The organism is Klebsiella sp. GW_Kp181 (assembly GCF_040062315.1).
Lineage (GTDB): Bacteria > Pseudomonadota > Gammaproteobacteria > Enterobacterales > Enterobacteriaceae > Klebsiella > Klebsiella oxytoca.
Genome location: NZ_JBEAFR010000075.1, coordinates 61,478 through 76,491, shown reverse-complemented (window position 1 = coordinate 76,491; position 15,014 = coordinate 61,478). Strand labels below are relative to the sequence as shown.

Sequence of the window (15,014 nt, the reverse complement as noted above, 5' to 3'; positions counted from 1 at the left end):
ATTCGGCAATACGGACGAGACAATGAAACAACACGAATCAGCAGATAATTCTCAGGGACAGCTCTATATTGTGCCCACTCCGATAGGGAATCTGTCTGATATCACGCAACGCGCGCTGGAAGTGTTGCAAGCCGTTGATTTAGTTGCGGCCGAGGATACCCGCCATACCGGTTTGCTGCTGCAGCATTTTGCGATTAACGCCCGGTTATTTGCGCTTCATGACCATAACGAGCAGCAAAAAGCGGAAACGCTGGTGGCGAAGCTAAAAGAAGGGCAAAACATCGCCCTGGTTTCCGATGCCGGAACGCCGCTGATTAACGATCCCGGCTATCATCTGGTGCGTACCTGCCGCGAGGCCAATATCCGCGTGGTGCCGCTGCCCGGCCCCTGTGCGGCGATTGCGGCGCTGAGCGCGGCGGGGCTGCCGTCGGATCGTTTCTGCTACGAAGGTTTTTTGCCTGCGAAGTCTAAAGGGCGTCGCGATACGCTGAAGGCGCTGGAAGAAGAGCCGCGCACCATTATCTTCTATGAATCGACCCACCGCCTGCTGGAAAGCCTGGAAGATATCTGCACGGTACTGGGCGAGTCCCGCTACGTGGTGCTGGCGCGGGAGCTAACCAAAACCTGGGAATCGATTCACGGCGCGCCCATCGGCGAGCTGCTGGCATGGGTGAAAGAAGATGAAAACCGCCGTAAAGGCGAGATGGTGCTGATCGTCGAGGGTTTTAAAGCGCAGGAAGAGGCGCTGCCGGCGGTGGCGCTGCGCACGCTGGCCCTGCTGCAGGCCGAGCTACCGTTGAAAAAAGCCGCCGCCCTGGCCGCAGAAATTCACGGCGTGAAGAAAAACGCGCTGTATAAGTATGCTCTGGAGCAGCAGGGATAATATTGCGAATTACCGCCTTTCTGATAGCGCGTCAGGAAAGGCGGATGTGGCTATCTAACCGTTGCGGTGAGGGTAACTGAGCCGTGGAACGGGCCTGGTTGCAGTACTCCGCCGACCAGGTTAATGGGTTGGGCTTGCAGCTGTACAGCGCCTGGAGCTGATTTATCTAAAGTTATAGGTCCACCATTCATAGGAATATCGACGTTTTGGTGCATCATAATACCAACATCAGCAACATTATCTGATTCCCTGCGGCGGGCTGCGAGCACGTACTGACTGACGACGTCATCACCCTGCACAATAAGTTCGAGAGTGTCAGAGTATTGATATAATGACGTATCCCCGCAATCGTAGACAATATCAAACCTTACAGGCGTATATCCGTCGGGCATGTGGTTCTTTTTAGTGAATTTTGAGGCGCGAATTTGCCCAAGGTCGACCCGGATCACGTCCCCTTCGTTGATTTTACAGCTTTGCGGAACGGTAATGCTGCCCTGGAGATAGATATTGGCAATGTCCTGGTAGATGAATCTTGGGTAGGTACTACTACTGCTCCATGCCGACTGTAGGGTAGCAATATGCGTGCTGGGGATCTCCATCCGGCCTAAAAAAGACCTTGTGACGCGAAAGGTAATGCTGACGTTACTGCCTACGGTAAATGCCCCGCGCTGATCCTCAGGATCCCCGCTGCATACGCTATTGCCCTTTGAGGCCTGAAAAGAACCGTCTCCTCTGACCGGTGAATTCACATCTGTGGGAACCTTAAGCGCCGATACCCCGGGTACATCGGTAATCACCGTTTTAATATCCAGACTGTCATTTAATTTTTGAAATCCGGAATAGCCGGGGTTAGCTAACGGCGTGGTGGTGGCATAGTAGAGATTAACCTTGGTGTTGGCGGGGCAGTTGCAAGCCATCTTGTAGCTGCCGCCAGAGGTGGTGCCGGAGGTCAGATCTATTAAAGTCCCGGCGACGTTTTGCTCTTTTGTCCAGTCATTGGCAAAGCTGGTAGTAAAATTAGCAGGCCCGCCCACGGCTTCGCAGCCGCCCTCCTCTGCGCGCGCCGGTGCTGCGGCAAACAGGGCGAGAGCAATGCCGCCGGTTAAAAGATAAATCGCGTTTTTCATGGTGTCATGTTCCTTAGCGGCATGTTGTCGTGGCCCGAATAACGGAGGCTGTGCGCTGGCCGTTAGCGGGCAGGCTAAACGTAAATCGGCACTGCTGATGCTCTTCATTGCCCCAGCGCACGTTCCAGGCCTGCGGCCGTTCGTTGACGCCGGTGAGATAAAGCACGCCGCCTTCATCAACAATGCTCTGCTGCTGCTGGCTTTCGCTGCTGGCCATCGCGCCAAACGGCAGCGGTTTACCGTTTCTGTCGGTCAGCGTCAGCAGCACGCGCTGGCCAATTTTGGCGCTAAACTGCGCGGTCACAGCCGCTCCCTGACTCGGAACCACCAGCTTCATGGTCTGGGTGACGTCGACGTCGTCAGGCATCATGGTGGTATCCAGATAGATACGGTTCTCCTGATAAGAGGTCAGGTAGGGGATCACGGCATAGCCGAAGTAGTCGGTAGCGATTCCGGGATAGTTTTTGACGCGTATACCAGAGGCGCCATCGGCATCAATCAGCGCAAAGGCGTTACCCAGCGGCTGCGACAAGGTGACGCCGTGGCTGTGCGCCACGATGCCGCCGGCCAGGCCATAGCTCATCTGGCGGTTATCGGAACTGTAATCGTAACCGGCGTTGACGGTGCCGTAGGCGGAACGATAGCTGCCGTAGAGGCTGCTGCCGTTGCTGTCGTTATTCTCGCTCTGACGCTGTTTCAGGCTGTAGCTCAGACGGCTATCTTCCAGTAGGGAGCCGTTGATTCCGACTTCATGCTGGGTCGCTTGATCCTTCTGGCTGGTGATCCGCCAGTTGGCGTTAGCGTGCGGCAGCCAGCGGTCCAGCGGTACGCTGAGGCTGATGGACAGCGAACGATCGCTGTCGCGATCGGCATAATCGGTAAACTGGCCGCTGACGTTATAGCTGACACCCCACAGGTTGCCGCTAAGGCCAATCGACAGGTTTTTGTCCTTCTGCCCTTTGTCCCAGTATTCCTGCTGCGAACCGGAAGCGTAAAAACTGACGCCGGTAAACAGATTCTGATTAATGCTGAACTGGATTTCGCTGCTCTGCCGATCGCCGGCGTCGATATCCCGCTGGTTGGCATCTGAGAACGTGAAGTAGCCAGTGCTGGTATAGCGGTAATAGCCCAGCGATAGATTGGTGCCGGTCTCTGGAATATCTTTAATGTACTGGGTGCGCCAGCTGTAGCCGGAATCGCTGTCGCCGTTATCAAAGCGGGTATCCGCCCGGCCAATATCCATCGACAGGGCGCCAAACTCTCCCAGCGTACCGCCGATACCCAGAGTTAACGCCTGGTAATCCTCGGAGCCCGTCAGGCCGCCGTAAAGCGTAAAGGTGTTACTCAGGCCGTAAATCCCCGTAGTTTCAATGAACTCCGGTTCTTTACTGTCCTCCGAGCCTGCCGCCCGAAAGCGCCCGGCGGTGACGCTATATTTGAGGTGCCCCGGCCGCTGCATCATTGGCAGGGAGGAGAAAGGCTGTACAAAATGGCGCGTGGTACCGTCAGCCTCTTCAATCGTCACGTCTAAATCGCCGCTGAATGAGGAGGGGTACAGATCGTTGATCTCGAAAGCGCCGGCAGGCACGGTGCTCTGGTAAATGGTGTAACCGTTCTGACGAACCGTCACGATAGCGCTGGAGTTAGCGATCCCGCGGATCGTCGGCGCAAAGCCGCGCTGGCTGTTAGGCAGCATGCTGTCATCGGAATAGAGCCGCGCGCCGGTAAACTGATAGCTGGAGAACACGCTGCCGTCAGTCGCGCTTTCGCCCATCACCAGCTGCGATTTGAGGCTTTTGATATCCCGCTGCATCCAGGTATTAATGCTGTCCCACTGCGAAGTGTCGCTGTTGTGCGTCCAGGTCGAGTAGTTGCGCAGCCGCCACGGGCCGAGGTTGGCGCCGTTCTGCATGTTCAGATACTGGCGCCTGCTGCGCTCGCCGCCGTCGTAGCGGCTCTCTGAACCGGTAAAGTTATAGTTGGTGAACAGCACCGGGATGCCATTGTCCCAGCGGGAGGGGTCAACATAGCCTCTGGCATCGCGGTAGAGCATAATTTGCGGTACGCTCATGTTCAGCTTACCGTGGTTGAGATCCAGCTCGCTGCTGCTGTTCGGCACCGTTTGCGCGAGGTTGGTGACTTTTGCTGCATCGTCCAGCTTCGCCAGCGCCGGGATCTCATCAACTTTAAAGCCCAGCTCGCGCAGCTGGCCGACGGTAAACTGGGGGATAAGCTGGTGGTTATCTCCGGCGGCAAACGGGATTTTACGCTGCGTCAGCTTCTTATTATTAATATAAATATCAACGATATACTCGCCGGGTAGCTGGGCGCTGTCCTGAGAGAAGGCTGATAGATCTACCGTTTGCAGGCCGCTTTTGTTGGTTTCCAGCAGCGAAGGATCGAAATAAAAGTCATCGGCCTGCGCGACATGACATATCAGGCCGCTGCCGGCCAGCATCATCGGCAAAGCGTGCCTGACCCTGTAAGCAAGGCTTTTAAGCGCCAGCACGTTTTTTTTCCCTGTGGTGTTGCTTTGCATTCCCTGATTGCCCGTATCCGTTATTTATTGTTATTTACGTCTTGCCTGCGTAAGCGTTATTGCAGTACCCGAGTTTCTTTTGCCGTGGTGCCGCCATAGTCATTGATGGCGGCCCACTGCACGGAATTACCCGATGCGGCAGGTAGCGGAATTTGTTTGTGCTCGCCGGGAGCGATATAGTCAACCTGATTGGTTAAATCAGTTTTACCCAATGCGATGCCGGCAAATACCACGTAATAGGCGGATGGGTTATAGATATCTAAGGTATTATTCGTTCGCTTATATTGTATAGATTTCCACGCATCCTGCGGGGCGCCTTTAAGATGCGCCGGGCGATAGAAAAGCTTTATTCTGGTTTTAAATACCAGGGTCAGTGCGTTGGTTTTACCTGCTTCACTTTTCGATTGGGCCGGAATAGCCCGCACGTTAACGTAAAACAGCGACTCTTTATCTTCCGGCATATTGCCTTCGGTTTTAATAATGCGTAATGAGGAGTCGTCGCCGGCATTCAGGCGAAACAGCGGCGGGGTCATAATAAACGGCCCGCGGATTGTTCCTTGCGGATTATCAATCCATGATTGCAATAAATAGGGCATTTTGCTGCTGTGATTGGCAACGGGCAGGGCGGCCTCTTTTTTACTGGCGTCGTAAATCACCCGCGTGGTTTGCAGAACGATCCCGCCGGCCAGGCTTTGGCTGACCCATCCTCCAAGCAACAAGGCCAATGCTACCAGGGTTTTCCCTTTCATCCTGCGGCTCCAATAAAAAGTTTTACCCACCATATGGTGGGTAAAAGCACAACGTGAGAATTAACGATAATCGATGGTAACGTCGACGGAAGCGTTGGCTTCCCCGGCGGTGATGGCCGTGGATTCGACGGTAGAGACGTAGTAAGCCTGCAGATTGACGTCCGTTTGTTCACCCGTAATATCAAAAGTGACCGGGGTGTCGTTCAGTTTATTGAGCGCCAGCTGGGCTCCGTCGGAAGCGCGGTCGATGCGGATACCGACGCCGGTCGCCGGCGTGCCTGAACCGCTTACCGCGACCAGATCGTTATTTGCGCCCGTGGTGCCGCTACGCGGCTCCAGCCAGAGCTGAAAGGCCTTGCTGGTGGTACCGTCAACGTGTTTCCAGGCTTCGGTCGGGCAGTCTTTCAACGGAATGGTGAACGGGGTAGTCGGTGATTTGTCGCCTACGGTTTTAAACTGGGTATTAGAGTAATGGCCCAGTTCAACATTTACCGTATCGCCGTTAGCGAATTCACAGGTAGAGGTGGTGATTTCACCCGTGAATTCAATAGTACCATCGCTTGCCCAGGCGCTGCCTGCAGCCATTGCCAGTAATCCAACTGCAACGGACTTTGCAATTACATTCATTTTTTACCTCATCCATGTATTTTTTTTGGAAAACATCTTTTATGGTGATTAAGCTTTTTTCATAAATCATCACAACGAAGATTATATTGAACTTTTTATGAATTCATATTGGATGAGGTGGGTTTTAGGATTGTATTTATGGTGATTCGCTGTAAAGTTAAATGTGCTTAATTTACGTTTAAATAAAAGTTTTCAGGAATGGGTTTATGAACTGATTTTATTAAAAATGAATTCATGAACGTACCGGTTAGCAAGCTATTTTTATAGATTTTGTTTTTATAATATTAATCAAGTGACAAAAGGCAGATGTTTAATATCTGCCGGGTTGTCTAGACGATTTGTAACTCAATGGGTGTGTTTTTTAACTCAGCGAGATATTCCCCGCTAATCCCGTCATCGGTAATCACGCAGTTTATTTTCTCCATCGGCAGAACCTGGTTGAAGCCGCGACGATTAAATTTGCTGGCATCCAGCACGGCAACGACCTTATGCGCAGCGGCGGCCATGACGCCGCTGATGGAGTAGCCTTCATTGAAGGTCGTGATGCCGTTGGTGGTGTCGATACCGTCCGCGCCGACGAACATGAGATCGGCGCTGATGCCCTGAAGCGAGCGTTCAGCGATGGTGCCGTGCATCGAGTGTGTTTTGTGGCGCACGGTGCCACCGCACACCACCAGGGTGATATCTTTATTTTCTGAAAGCGTAAACGCTGCGGGTAAGCTATTGGTGATCACCGTAATATTGGTCATACGTACCAGCGCCTCGGCAATCAGCAGGGTGGTGCTGCCGCTATCCAGGATCACCGTCATGCCTTCGCTAATCATTGCCGCCGCGGCCTGGGCTATTCGCTTTTTCGGGTCGCTGGCCAGTTGATAACGCTCTTCCAGCACCACTTCCTGGCTATCTCCTTCGGTTAAATTGCTGCCGGGTCTCGCGGCGCCGCCGTGAAAGCGGGTGAGTAATCCCTTTTCCTCCAGCAAGCGGAGATCGGCCCGGATAGTCACTTCGGAGATGCCAAAGAGATTCGAAAGGTCCAGCACCAATACGCTACCCTGCGTATTGACCATTTCGACAATTTTGTTCCTTCGCTCGAATGAGTTCATATTAATTTGCCTGATAATTAACTGATCTTAGTGTAATCGAAGGGTAATGAAAGTTGAACGATAATTTTCGAAAGGTTATGTGAGCCAGCGCAGATTGCTGGCTCAGGCGGTCAGGAGAGTTTAAGCAGGATTTTCCCCTGCATCGGCGCGCCGTTGAGCGCCTGGACTTCGCGGGCAAAGCTTTCGGCATCGCCGATGTGGGCGATAAGCGGGGCAAGCTGAATGCGTTTTTCCGTCAGCAGCCGAGCCGCCGTTTGCCACTCTTCTCCCGGCCACGGACCGGAGTAATTCATCCAGCTACCAACGATAGTCAGCTCTTTACGGAGAATCTGGCCAAAGGTGGCGGAAGGCAGCGTCAAATCATGGTGCAACGTGCCCACCAGCGCCAGCTGCGCACGCGGTCCGGCGACCTCAATGCCCAGCGCCACGGTTTGCGGCGTGCCGGCGGTTTCCAGCACCAGCTGGTCGAATTGAATCTCTTCCAGCGCCGTTTGAATCTGTTTGCCGCTCATCTCCTTACTGTTAAAGACATGCGTTGCGCCGAGCGTTTTTGCCAGCTCCAGCTTCTGCGGGTTGATATCAATAGCCGTAATACTTTTGGCGCCCAGTTCGCGGGCGCACTGCAGCGCCAGCAGGCCAATCGTGCCTGCGCCAATAATAATCACGTTTTTCCCTTCGCAGCCCTGCGCCAGATGAAAGGCGTGCAGACCGACGGTAATCGGTTCAATAAACGCGCCGTCATCAATCGGCATCTGATCCGGCAGACGGAACAGGTTGGCGCGTTTAACCACCACGTACTGCGCATTTCCGCCTTCGCTGCGCGAACCGACAAACTGATACTGCTTGCAGAGAGAGAAATATTCGCGCTGACATTGGGGACAACTAAAGCAGGGGAGCAGAGGCACGCAGGCTACCGCGTCACCCGGTTGCAGGTCGGTCACTGCTGAGCCGTAAGATTCAACATAACCGCTGAACTCGTGACCCAGGGTGATGGGATAGTAGTGGGCGCCTTTGGCGAAGATGCGCGGAATATCAGAACCGCACAATCCAGAGCTGACGACTTTGACCAGGACATCGTTTTCCGTTTGTAGGGCCGGTATCGGGCGTTCTTCAACGCGCACTGTCCCCTCAGCATGGATAACCACTGATTGCATAATATTCTCCAGAAATGTCCGGGGGAGCGAATGCTCCCCCTTGAGATTAAGAAACGCTCGGGCTTTGCTGCGCGGCGGTTGCTTTCTCTGCGGCGGCGAAGCTGCGCGCCCGACGCCACGTCAACAGCACGCCGGCGACATAGATGACGCCGATAACCACAAAACCCACCACGTTTTGCCAGGTGAAGAGCTGAATGAGCAGCCAGGTAACCGGTGAACCGCCCTGGTCCATAGAGGCCACAAGGCCGCCTGTCTTCAGAGCCCCGGCGTTAGCCGCCAGCTGGGTATGCAGGCCGATGGTCTGTGTCGCAATCCATAGCGTGATCCCCATCAGTATGATCCCGGAAATCAGCGTGCGGAACAGGTTGCCCTGGTGTACCGCCACCGCCATGGCGACGAAGAATCCAATGGTCGCGAGATCGCCGAACGGCAGGACCTGGTTGCCCGGCACCACAACCGCGATCAGAATAGTGAGCGGAATAAAGATCAGGCTGGCCGATACGACCGAGGTATGACCAAGCAGTAGCGCCGGATCGAGACCAATCAGGAAATCCTGGCCGCCAAACTTCGCCTGCAGACGTTTACGCGCCTGTTTGGCAATCGGGTTCAGGCCATCCATGATAGGTTTGATAACGCGCGGCATCAGCAGCATGACGGCCGCGGTTTTGACCGCCAGCTGGAGAATTCCCTTCAGGTCGTAGCCCGCCAGCGCGCCGATGACCAGACCCATCACAAAACCGACGGTGACCGGTTCGCCAAACGGACCGAAGCGTTTCTGAATGTCGTCAGCGCTGAAGTGAATGCGGTTCAGGCCGGGGATTTTTTCGATAATCGTATCGACCAGCACCGCTATCGGCCCTAAATAAGCCGAGCTACCGTGCGGTATGGCGATACCATCAAGGCCGAAAAAGTCGCGGGTATCCTTCGCAAACCAGTCGCCGAGCTTGTAAACGAAAGCTGCATGCACCACTACGCCAAGAATACCAATCCAGTAAGAACCGGTCGCGATATGCAGCATGGCGCCGGTAAAGGTCATATGCCAGATGTTCCAGATATCGACGTTCACGACGCGAGTCATCCGGGTGACCAGCATGAAAATGTTGACTGCGATAGCGATAGGAATCGCCACCAGCGCGATTTGCGACGCCCAGGTCATCGGTGACGACCCCGGCCAGCCAATATCAATCACGTGCAGGTTAATCTGGAAATGCTCAGCCATCGCTTTTGCCGCCGGGCCGATAGAGTCGAGCATCAGGCCGATAACCAGGCCGATACCGACAAAGCCAATGCCGATATGCAGGCCAGATTTAAAACAATCCCCGAGCTTCATCCCCAGTATTTTGGAGAAGATAATGATCACGATAGGCAGCATCACCGTCGGACCAAGATCGAGGATATAACGCATGATTTCGCTAAACATGGGCGTTACTCCGTCAGGATGTTCAGGATTTTTTGCTGCAGCTCTTCAATGCCTACGCCGGATATGAAAGGCATACCGTGAACCACCGGAATGTCGCCAAAGGTTCTGTCAACCCGGGCGGTGGTGCAAATGAGGTGTGCGCCGTCCATATAGGTTTCGATTTCATTCACCCGGCACTGCACCAGGTCCAGCTCGATGCTGTGGTCCGCGCACAGATCTTTGATCTCTTCTGCGGCCATGGTCGAGGTGGCGACAGCGCCGCCACAGGCGACGATTACTTTGCGTTTCATAGGGTACCCCTTTTATTATCAGTGTTTTATAAAGCCTGAGCGCTCGGCTCTGACTCAAGGATAGAGCGCCGAAACAGCTCGGGCAGCTGCTCCTGCGGGGCAGCGAGCAATGCTTCAAGCGTGGTCGGGTTCTGTAGCTCACTAAATAACCGGCGCAGCAGCTGTAGCTGTGCAGTCGGATTTTCTACAATCAGCGCGATGATTAACGAAACGTCGATTTCGCCGTCGTCGTCAGCACGCTGAAAAGGGACCGGATTGTCCGGGCGAATCAGGTAGATAGCCGGAGACTTCGCATGTACCGCCTCGCAGTGGGGAATCGCGACCGCATGCTGCTCCAGCGCAATACCGGTTGGGAAAGTCGCTTCTCGTTCGAGCAGCGCCAGCGGATAGCTATCGTGCACGACGCCGCGCGCCAGCATCTCTTCGCCAATGTGTTCCAGCGCCTGCTGGCTGGAACGAAAATGAATGCCGGTACGAACAAACAATTGACTCATAAATCCTCTTTAACTTCAGGCGATTTCAGATGAACAGCCGTAACGGTAGGCACGCAGCACATCCTGAATTTTGTCGAGGATGAGGTCGTGCGGCACGGCGGCGAGTTCGTTTAACGACAGTCGTTCAAACTGCACGGGCATATACTGGCTGATAAGGCCCAAAGGCAGCTTAGTTTCGGTCAGGTTTGCCATTAACTTTTCCACGCTCTGGCGAATACGCGGATGCGGCCAGTAGTAGCGAATGCGATCGGACAGGCTGAAGTGAATATCCACCATTGCCTGGCTCCAGGTCGGACGATAGTACTTCTGCCAGTAGCCCGGTTCGTTAAGCATCACTTCATCAATCACTTCCATTACGCGGCTGCGGGACTCCGGAGCGACCAGTTCATTCTCCATTTGCGCGAGAGCAAAGATGGCTTCACGCAGCGCGAAGGTCAGCGCCGGACCTACTTTCAGGATGGCGTAATGGTCACGTACCAGCGCCCGGTAGGCCTGACGGGACTGGTAGTCAGTCGAGTGCGCTTCGTAGACCATGGGCGTGCTTTCGATCCACGCGGAGAGTGCTTTGGCTGCCTCCGGTTGGTAATGAATAATTTGCGTATGGTCGAACTCAACGCCGGGCTGCACCACGATAGCGATGACGCGATCCAGCGCGGCGTTCAGCCCCAGATTACGAAAGGCGGCTTCATGGGTTTCCAGCGTTGCCGCCGCATCCTGAGCGCGGGTCACGTGGACGCTGCCGATGGTGCTGGCTTCGCCGCCGGGAACCGGAACTTCGGTGCCGATGACGTAGGTCAGATGGCGTTTCTGCTCGTCGGTTGCGGTCTCTTCCGCAGCCTGGCACAGGCGAGCGGCGCGTTCGGCGACGACGGCCGGGTTCAGCGGCACCGGATCATCTGCACAGGACATTGAAGCATCGAGATGGATTTTGCTGAATCCTGCGGCGACGTAGGCTTTAATCAGATCGACTGATTTTTCCATCGCTTCAGCGGCGGGTTCGCCCTGCCAGCAGTTGGGGCCGAGATGGTCGCCGCCGAGGATGATGCGTTCTGACGGGAAACCGACTTCGCGGGCGATTTTATTTACGAAATCACGGAAGTCCGCAGGCTGCATTCCGGTGTAGCCGCCAAACTGGTTAACCTGGTTAGAGGTGGCCTCGATGAGGACCTTATTGTTGGTATGCAGATCGAAACGTAGCGCGGCTTCGATGACCAACGGGTGTGCGGAACAAACTGAGCAGATGCCGATGTGTTCGCCAGCTTTGTGGCGGGAAATAATATCTTTCATTTCAAACCTCCGTTTTCTTTCGAATATATTCGTTATGTTTTGTTTTGCTCGCAAACTCCTTTGTTTTGATTTGTGATCAATCTCGAAAAAAAGAAAGGTAAAACGTAATGTTGCGAAAGTTAGAGATAAAAAAACGCTCTGGCGATGACGGCAGAGCGTTTTTAATTGTTTGAAATTTAACTAAATAATCGAGACAGCCAGCTCCGTTTAGGTTTTTCTACGGGCGGAACGGCACGCTGCGGCTGAGCGGCGATTTCGCCTAATCCGGCATTAAAGGCCGCGCCGATAGCCTCCAGCGCCTGATGAGCATCCTCTCCGCTGGCCATAAAGTGCAGCCGATGGCCCTGTTTTGCACCGAGAGAGACAACCCGCATCAGATTTTTGGCGTCAACAATGGCGGAACGCGTGTCGAGATTTTCCACCCGGATTTGCGATTGCCACTGCTTCACCGCTTTCACCAGTACCGCGCTTGGTCTCGCGTGCAGTCCGTGGGGATTGCGCAGGGTAAAGGTCGCCTCTTCGTCGAACATCGGGGGCGGTTCCGTCTCTTCTCCTCCGGCCGGGAAGATATTGCCGGCCAGTATCTCCAGCACCGCCTGTGGGCTCTCAGCGCGCGAAAGCGCTGCCGGCACGCGCTCATCGCTCAGGGCGTGGGTAAGCTGGCGGAGAATATCAAGGTGTTCGTTATCCTGGGCGGCGATGCCCACAATCAGATAAGCCGTTTGTTCTTCTCCCCAATCCACACCCTGCGGGCAGGCCAGTACTTTGACACCGGTTTTCAGTACCGCATCGCGGCTCTGCGGCGTGCCGTGAGGGATCGCGATACCGTTGCCGAGGTAAGTGCTGATTTGTTCTTCACGGTCGCGCATGCCGCTCAGATAAGCGGGCGTGGTATGCCCGGCTTCGGTTAATTTGCCAATGACGCGTTGCAGCGCTTCATCTTTCGTTTTGATCGCGCGATCGAAATGGATATCTGCGCAAGTCAGTTGCATACATAGCTCCTTATTTAATAGCGCCGGCCAGCGATGTTGCTTCCAGGGCCCGCTTTTGCCACAGCCTCCAGCATCCCAGCATGACCGCGCCGCAGGCGGAACCGGCGAGAATGCACAGCACCCACATCAGTGGTTTGCTCACCAGCGGCAGGATCAGGAAGCCGCCGTGCGGAGCGGGAACCTGAATATGCAGGCTGTAGCTAAGAACCGCAGAGATGGAAGAGGCGATCATCATCATGGGGATAACGCGTAAAGGATCTTTCGCGGCGAACGGAATAGCGCCTTCAGTAATATGGGTGCAGCCGAGAATATAGTTGACCATCCCGGCGGCGCGCTCTTCTTCGCTGAACCCTTTCGGGAAGAAGGTCGTTGCCAGAGCGATAACCAGCGGCGGTGTGATGCAGGCGGCGGAAACCCCGGCCATAAAGAAGTAGTTGCCCTGGCCAAGCAGCAGCGTACCGGTGACGTAGGCGGCTTTATTCACCGGGCCGCCGAAGTCGAAGGAGCACATCGCGCCGACCACAATACCTAACAGAATCGGGTTTGCTTCCTGTAATGAACTTAGCCAGTTCATCATCGCGTTATTGATGGCGGCGACGGGTTGACCGAGGAGGACCATCATTACGCCAATCACCAGCACGCCGATGAGCGGCATAATGAATATCGATTTGAGCCCTTCATACTGTCGCGGCAGGCCGTTGAGCATATTGCGGATCAGCAGCATAAAATAACCGGCGGCAAAACCGGCGATAATTCCGCCGAGAAAGCCTGCGCCGGTCGCATTGGCCAGTAAGCCACCGACGAAGCCCGCGACCATACCGGGACGCCCGGAAATAGACCAGGCAATATAAGCGGTGAAAATCGGCACCATGATTGAGAAGGCTTGTTGGCCCACTTTCATTAGCGTTGCGGCGATCGCGTTATATTGCGGCGAGTTTGGATCGGCGGAGTAGATGCCCCACAGGAAGGAGATGGCAATCAAAATCCCTCCCGCTACGACAAACGGCAGCATGTTGGACACGCCGCTCATCAGGTGCTTATAAACCTGACGGCCGAAAGACTCTTGCTCGTATTTCTCCGTTGACTCGGAGGAAGCAGAAATTCCCTGGCGACGCGCCGCCTGACCGCCGATCACTTTATTAATTAAATCGGCCGGATGGTGAATGGCTTCTTTAACCGGAACCTCAATGACCGGCAGGCCATTAAATCGCTCGGCGTTCACGTCTTTATCGGCGGCGATAATCACGCCATAAATATCTTTTAAGTCCGCGGGGGTAATCGCGTTTTCAACGCCGGAAGCGCCGTTGGTTTCCACTTTAATATCGACATTTAATTTCTTTGCTGCGGTTTTTAAGGCCTCTTCAGCCATAAAAGTATGTGCAATACCCGTAGGGCAGCCGGTAACTGCAATGATTTTTTTCATAATCGGACCTTTATAATTGGACGACCTGAATTTGTTGTAATAATTCTTCTGTGCGTTGTAATTTGCCTAACCCGGCGGAAGCGGCGACATCGGCGCCGGTCGCGCTGGCTAATGCCAGAGCGTGAGTGACATCTTCTTTGTTAAGCCATTTACTGAGAAAAGCACCCAGTGCGGCGTCACCAGCGCAGGCGGAGCTGACCAGTTCAATTTTCGGTGCGGAGCAAAACCACACGCCTTCGCCGTTGGAAAAGTAGAGACCCTCGGCTCCCATCGTCAGCAGCACGTTGCGAGCGCCCAGTTGATGCAGCGTGCGCATGGCCTCACGCACCTGCTGGCGGCTACTGACGTCAAGACCGAAGATTTCCCGCAGCTCGTCATCGTTGGGTTTAATCAACAATGGCCGTAATTCCAGCAGCTGGCGCAGTACCGGATGGCTGATATCGAGAATAACTTCACAGCCTTTCTGCTGGCATAATTCAATGATTTCAGCATAAAATCGGCTTTCAATTCCCGGCGGCAGGCTGCCGCTGATCGCTAAATAATCTCCGGAAGTGACGCATTGCAGATGATGAATAACCTGTTGTTTGCACTCATCATCAATTTTTGCTCCGGGATTAACGAGCTTATATTCCTCAGCTCCGTCATTAATAAAAATATTAATTCGGGTTGGCTCAGAGACCCATGCCGGCGTCACTTTAATGTTTTTCTGACGTAACTCTTCCACAATATAACGGCCAGTGAAACCACCGAAAATGCCCATAATGTGAGTGGGCTGCTGATAGTGATTTAATATCAGCGAAACGTTCACTCCTTTGCCATTCGGGCAATATTCCGTGTGCCGGGTTCGGTTCACTGCCGACGGCTTCAGCGGATCGCAAAAGATATTCATATCGATTGCAGTATTGAGTGTCAGGGTATGGATCACG

At 54.2% G+C, this 15,014-nt stretch carries 14 protein-coding genes; 1 reads left to right on the top strand and 13 read right to left on the bottom strand.

The genetic code is table 11. The features are described 5' to 3' along the window. Positions 1-22: 22 nt before the first annotated feature. Entirely contained in the window at positions 23-883 is an 861-nt protein-coding gene (gene rsmI, locus ABLV11_RS19485; protein ID WP_016809836.1) for a 16S rRNA (cytidine(1402)-2'-O)-methyltransferase, read from the top strand. Between the two features lie 50 nt (positions 884-933). Here rsmI and ABLV11_RS19480 read toward each other — a convergent pair whose 3' ends face one another. From ABLV11_RS19480 to pfkB, 13 genes are all read right to left on the bottom strand, one after another. Beyond that, on the bottom strand, positions 934-2,010 hold the full coding sequence (locus ABLV11_RS19480; RefSeq protein WP_105889243.1) for a fimbrial protein: 1,077 nt from the start codon (positions 2,008-2,010) through the stop codon (positions 934-936). Positions 2,011-2,023: 13 nt separating this feature from the next. Next, positions 2,024-4,549 (bottom strand): fimbria/pilus outer membrane usher protein, encoded by a 2,526-nt coding sequence (locus ABLV11_RS19475; RefSeq protein ID WP_126489588.1) that lies wholly within the window; start codon positions 4,547-4,549, stop codon positions 2,024-2,026. A gap of 56 nt (positions 4,550-4,605) precedes the next feature. Continuing rightward, the gene (locus tag ABLV11_RS19470) at positions 4,606-5,298 is read right to left on the bottom strand and encodes a molecular chaperone (protein ID WP_126489587.1); all 693 of its coding nucleotides are present in this window, start codon (positions 5,296-5,298) and stop codon (positions 4,606-4,608) included. Between the two features lie 60 nt (positions 5,299-5,358). Continuing rightward, entirely contained in the window at positions 5,359-5,925 is a 567-nt protein-coding gene (locus ABLV11_RS19465; RefSeq protein WP_126489586.1) for a fimbrial protein, read from the bottom strand. Positions 5,926-6,254: 329 nt separating this feature from the next. Next, positions 6,255-7,028, bottom strand: a complete 774-nt coding sequence (locus ABLV11_RS19460) for a DeoR/GlpR family DNA-binding transcription regulator (protein WP_004106029.1) — start codon at positions 7,026-7,028, stop codon at positions 6,255-6,257. A gap of 110 nt (positions 7,029-7,138) precedes the next feature. Then, on the bottom strand, positions 7,139-8,182 hold the full coding sequence (gatD, locus tag ABLV11_RS19455; RefSeq protein ID WP_126489585.1) for a galactitol-1-phosphate 5-dehydrogenase: 1,044 nt from the start codon (positions 8,180-8,182) through the stop codon (positions 7,139-7,141). A gap of 46 nt (positions 8,183-8,228) precedes the next feature. Then, positions 8,229-9,602 (bottom strand): galactitol-specific PTS transporter subunit IIC, encoded by a 1,374-nt coding sequence (locus ABLV11_RS19450; RefSeq protein WP_017145366.1) that lies wholly within the window; start codon positions 9,600-9,602, stop codon positions 8,229-8,231. A gap of 5 nt (positions 9,603-9,607) precedes the next feature. Further along, positions 9,608-9,892, bottom strand: coding sequence for a PTS galactitol transporter subunit IIB (gene gatB, locus ABLV11_RS19445; protein ID WP_004106023.1), 285 nt, complete (start codon positions 9,890-9,892; stop codon positions 9,608-9,610). A gap of 26 nt (positions 9,893-9,918) precedes the next feature. Beyond that, positions 9,919-10,386, bottom strand: a complete 468-nt coding sequence (gene gatA, locus ABLV11_RS19440) for a PTS galactitol transporter subunit IIA (RefSeq protein ID WP_004106021.1) — start codon at positions 10,384-10,386, stop codon at positions 9,919-9,921. A gap of 15 nt (positions 10,387-10,401) precedes the next feature. After that, positions 10,402-11,673: a tagatose-bisphosphate aldolase subunit GatZ gene (gene gatZ, locus ABLV11_RS19435; RefSeq protein ID WP_004106019.1), complete on the bottom strand. Its 1,272-nt coding sequence runs from the start codon at positions 11,671-11,673 to the stop codon at positions 10,402-10,404. A 176-nt stretch (positions 11,674-11,849) separates the two neighbouring features. Further along, the gene (locus tag ABLV11_RS19430) at positions 11,850-12,665 is read right to left on the bottom strand and encodes an HPr family phosphocarrier protein (RefSeq protein ID WP_017145367.1); all 816 of its coding nucleotides are present in this window, start codon (positions 12,663-12,665) and stop codon (positions 11,850-11,852) included. Positions 12,666-12,675: 10 nt separating this feature from the next. Next, positions 12,676-14,088: a PTS fructose transporter subunit IIBC gene (locus ABLV11_RS19425; RefSeq protein ID WP_049101492.1), complete on the bottom strand. Its 1,413-nt coding sequence runs from the start codon at positions 14,086-14,088 to the stop codon at positions 12,676-12,678. Between the two features lie 10 nt (positions 14,089-14,098). Continuing rightward, complete coding sequence (gene pfkB, locus ABLV11_RS19420; protein WP_004115752.1) at positions 14,099-15,013, bottom strand: 1-phosphofructokinase; 915 nt, start codon at positions 15,011-15,013, stop codon at positions 14,099-14,101. Position 15,014: the final 1 nt, after the last annotated feature.

Bases quoted from the DNA above. Each gene is read 5' to 3' on its own strand.
- ABLV11_RS19480 (WP_105889243.1), bottom strand. From the start codon at position 2,010: ATGAAAAACGCGATTTATCTTTTAACCGGCGGCATTGCTCTCGCCCTG.
- ABLV11_RS19430 (WP_017145367.1), bottom strand. From the start codon at position 12,665: ATGCAACTGACTTGCGCAGATATCCATTTCGATCGCGCGATCAAAACG.
- gatB (WP_004106023.1), bottom strand. From the start codon at position 9,892: ATGAAACGCAAAGTAATCGTCGCCTGTGGCGGCGCTGTCGCCACCTCG.
- gatD (WP_126489585.1), bottom strand. From the start codon at position 8,182: ATGCAATCAGTGGTTATCCATGCTGAGGGGACAGTGCGCGTTGAAGAA.
- ABLV11_RS19425 (WP_049101492.1), bottom strand. From the start codon at position 14,088: ATGAAAAAAATCATTGCAGTTACCGGCTGCCCTACGGGTATTGCACAT.
- gatA (WP_004106021.1), bottom strand. From the start codon at position 10,386: ATGAGTCAATTGTTTGTTCGTACCGGCATTCATTTTCGTTCCAGCCAG.
- ABLV11_RS19450 (WP_017145366.1), bottom strand. From the start codon at position 9,602: ATGTTTAGCGAAATCATGCGTTATATCCTCGATCTTGGTCCGACGGTG.
- gatZ (WP_004106019.1), bottom strand. From the start codon at position 11,673: ATGAAAGATATTATTTCCCGCCACAAAGCTGGCGAACACATCGGCATC.
- ABLV11_RS19460 (WP_004106029.1), bottom strand. From the start codon at position 7,028: ATGAACTCATTCGAGCGAAGGAACAAAATTGTCGAAATGGTCAATACG.
- rsmI (WP_016809836.1), top strand. From the start codon at position 23: ATGAAACAACACGAATCAGCAGATAATTCTCAGGGACAGCTCTATATT.
- ABLV11_RS19475 (WP_126489588.1), bottom strand. From the start codon at position 4,549: ATGCAAAGCAACACCACAGGGAAAAAAAACGTGCTGGCGCTTAAAAGC.
- ABLV11_RS19465 (WP_126489586.1), bottom strand. From the start codon at position 5,925: ATGAATGTAATTGCAAAGTCCGTTGCAGTTGGATTACTGGCAATGGCT.
- ABLV11_RS19470 (WP_126489587.1), bottom strand. From the start codon at position 5,298: ATGAAAGGGAAAACCCTGGTAGCATTGGCCTTGTTGCTTGGAGGATGG.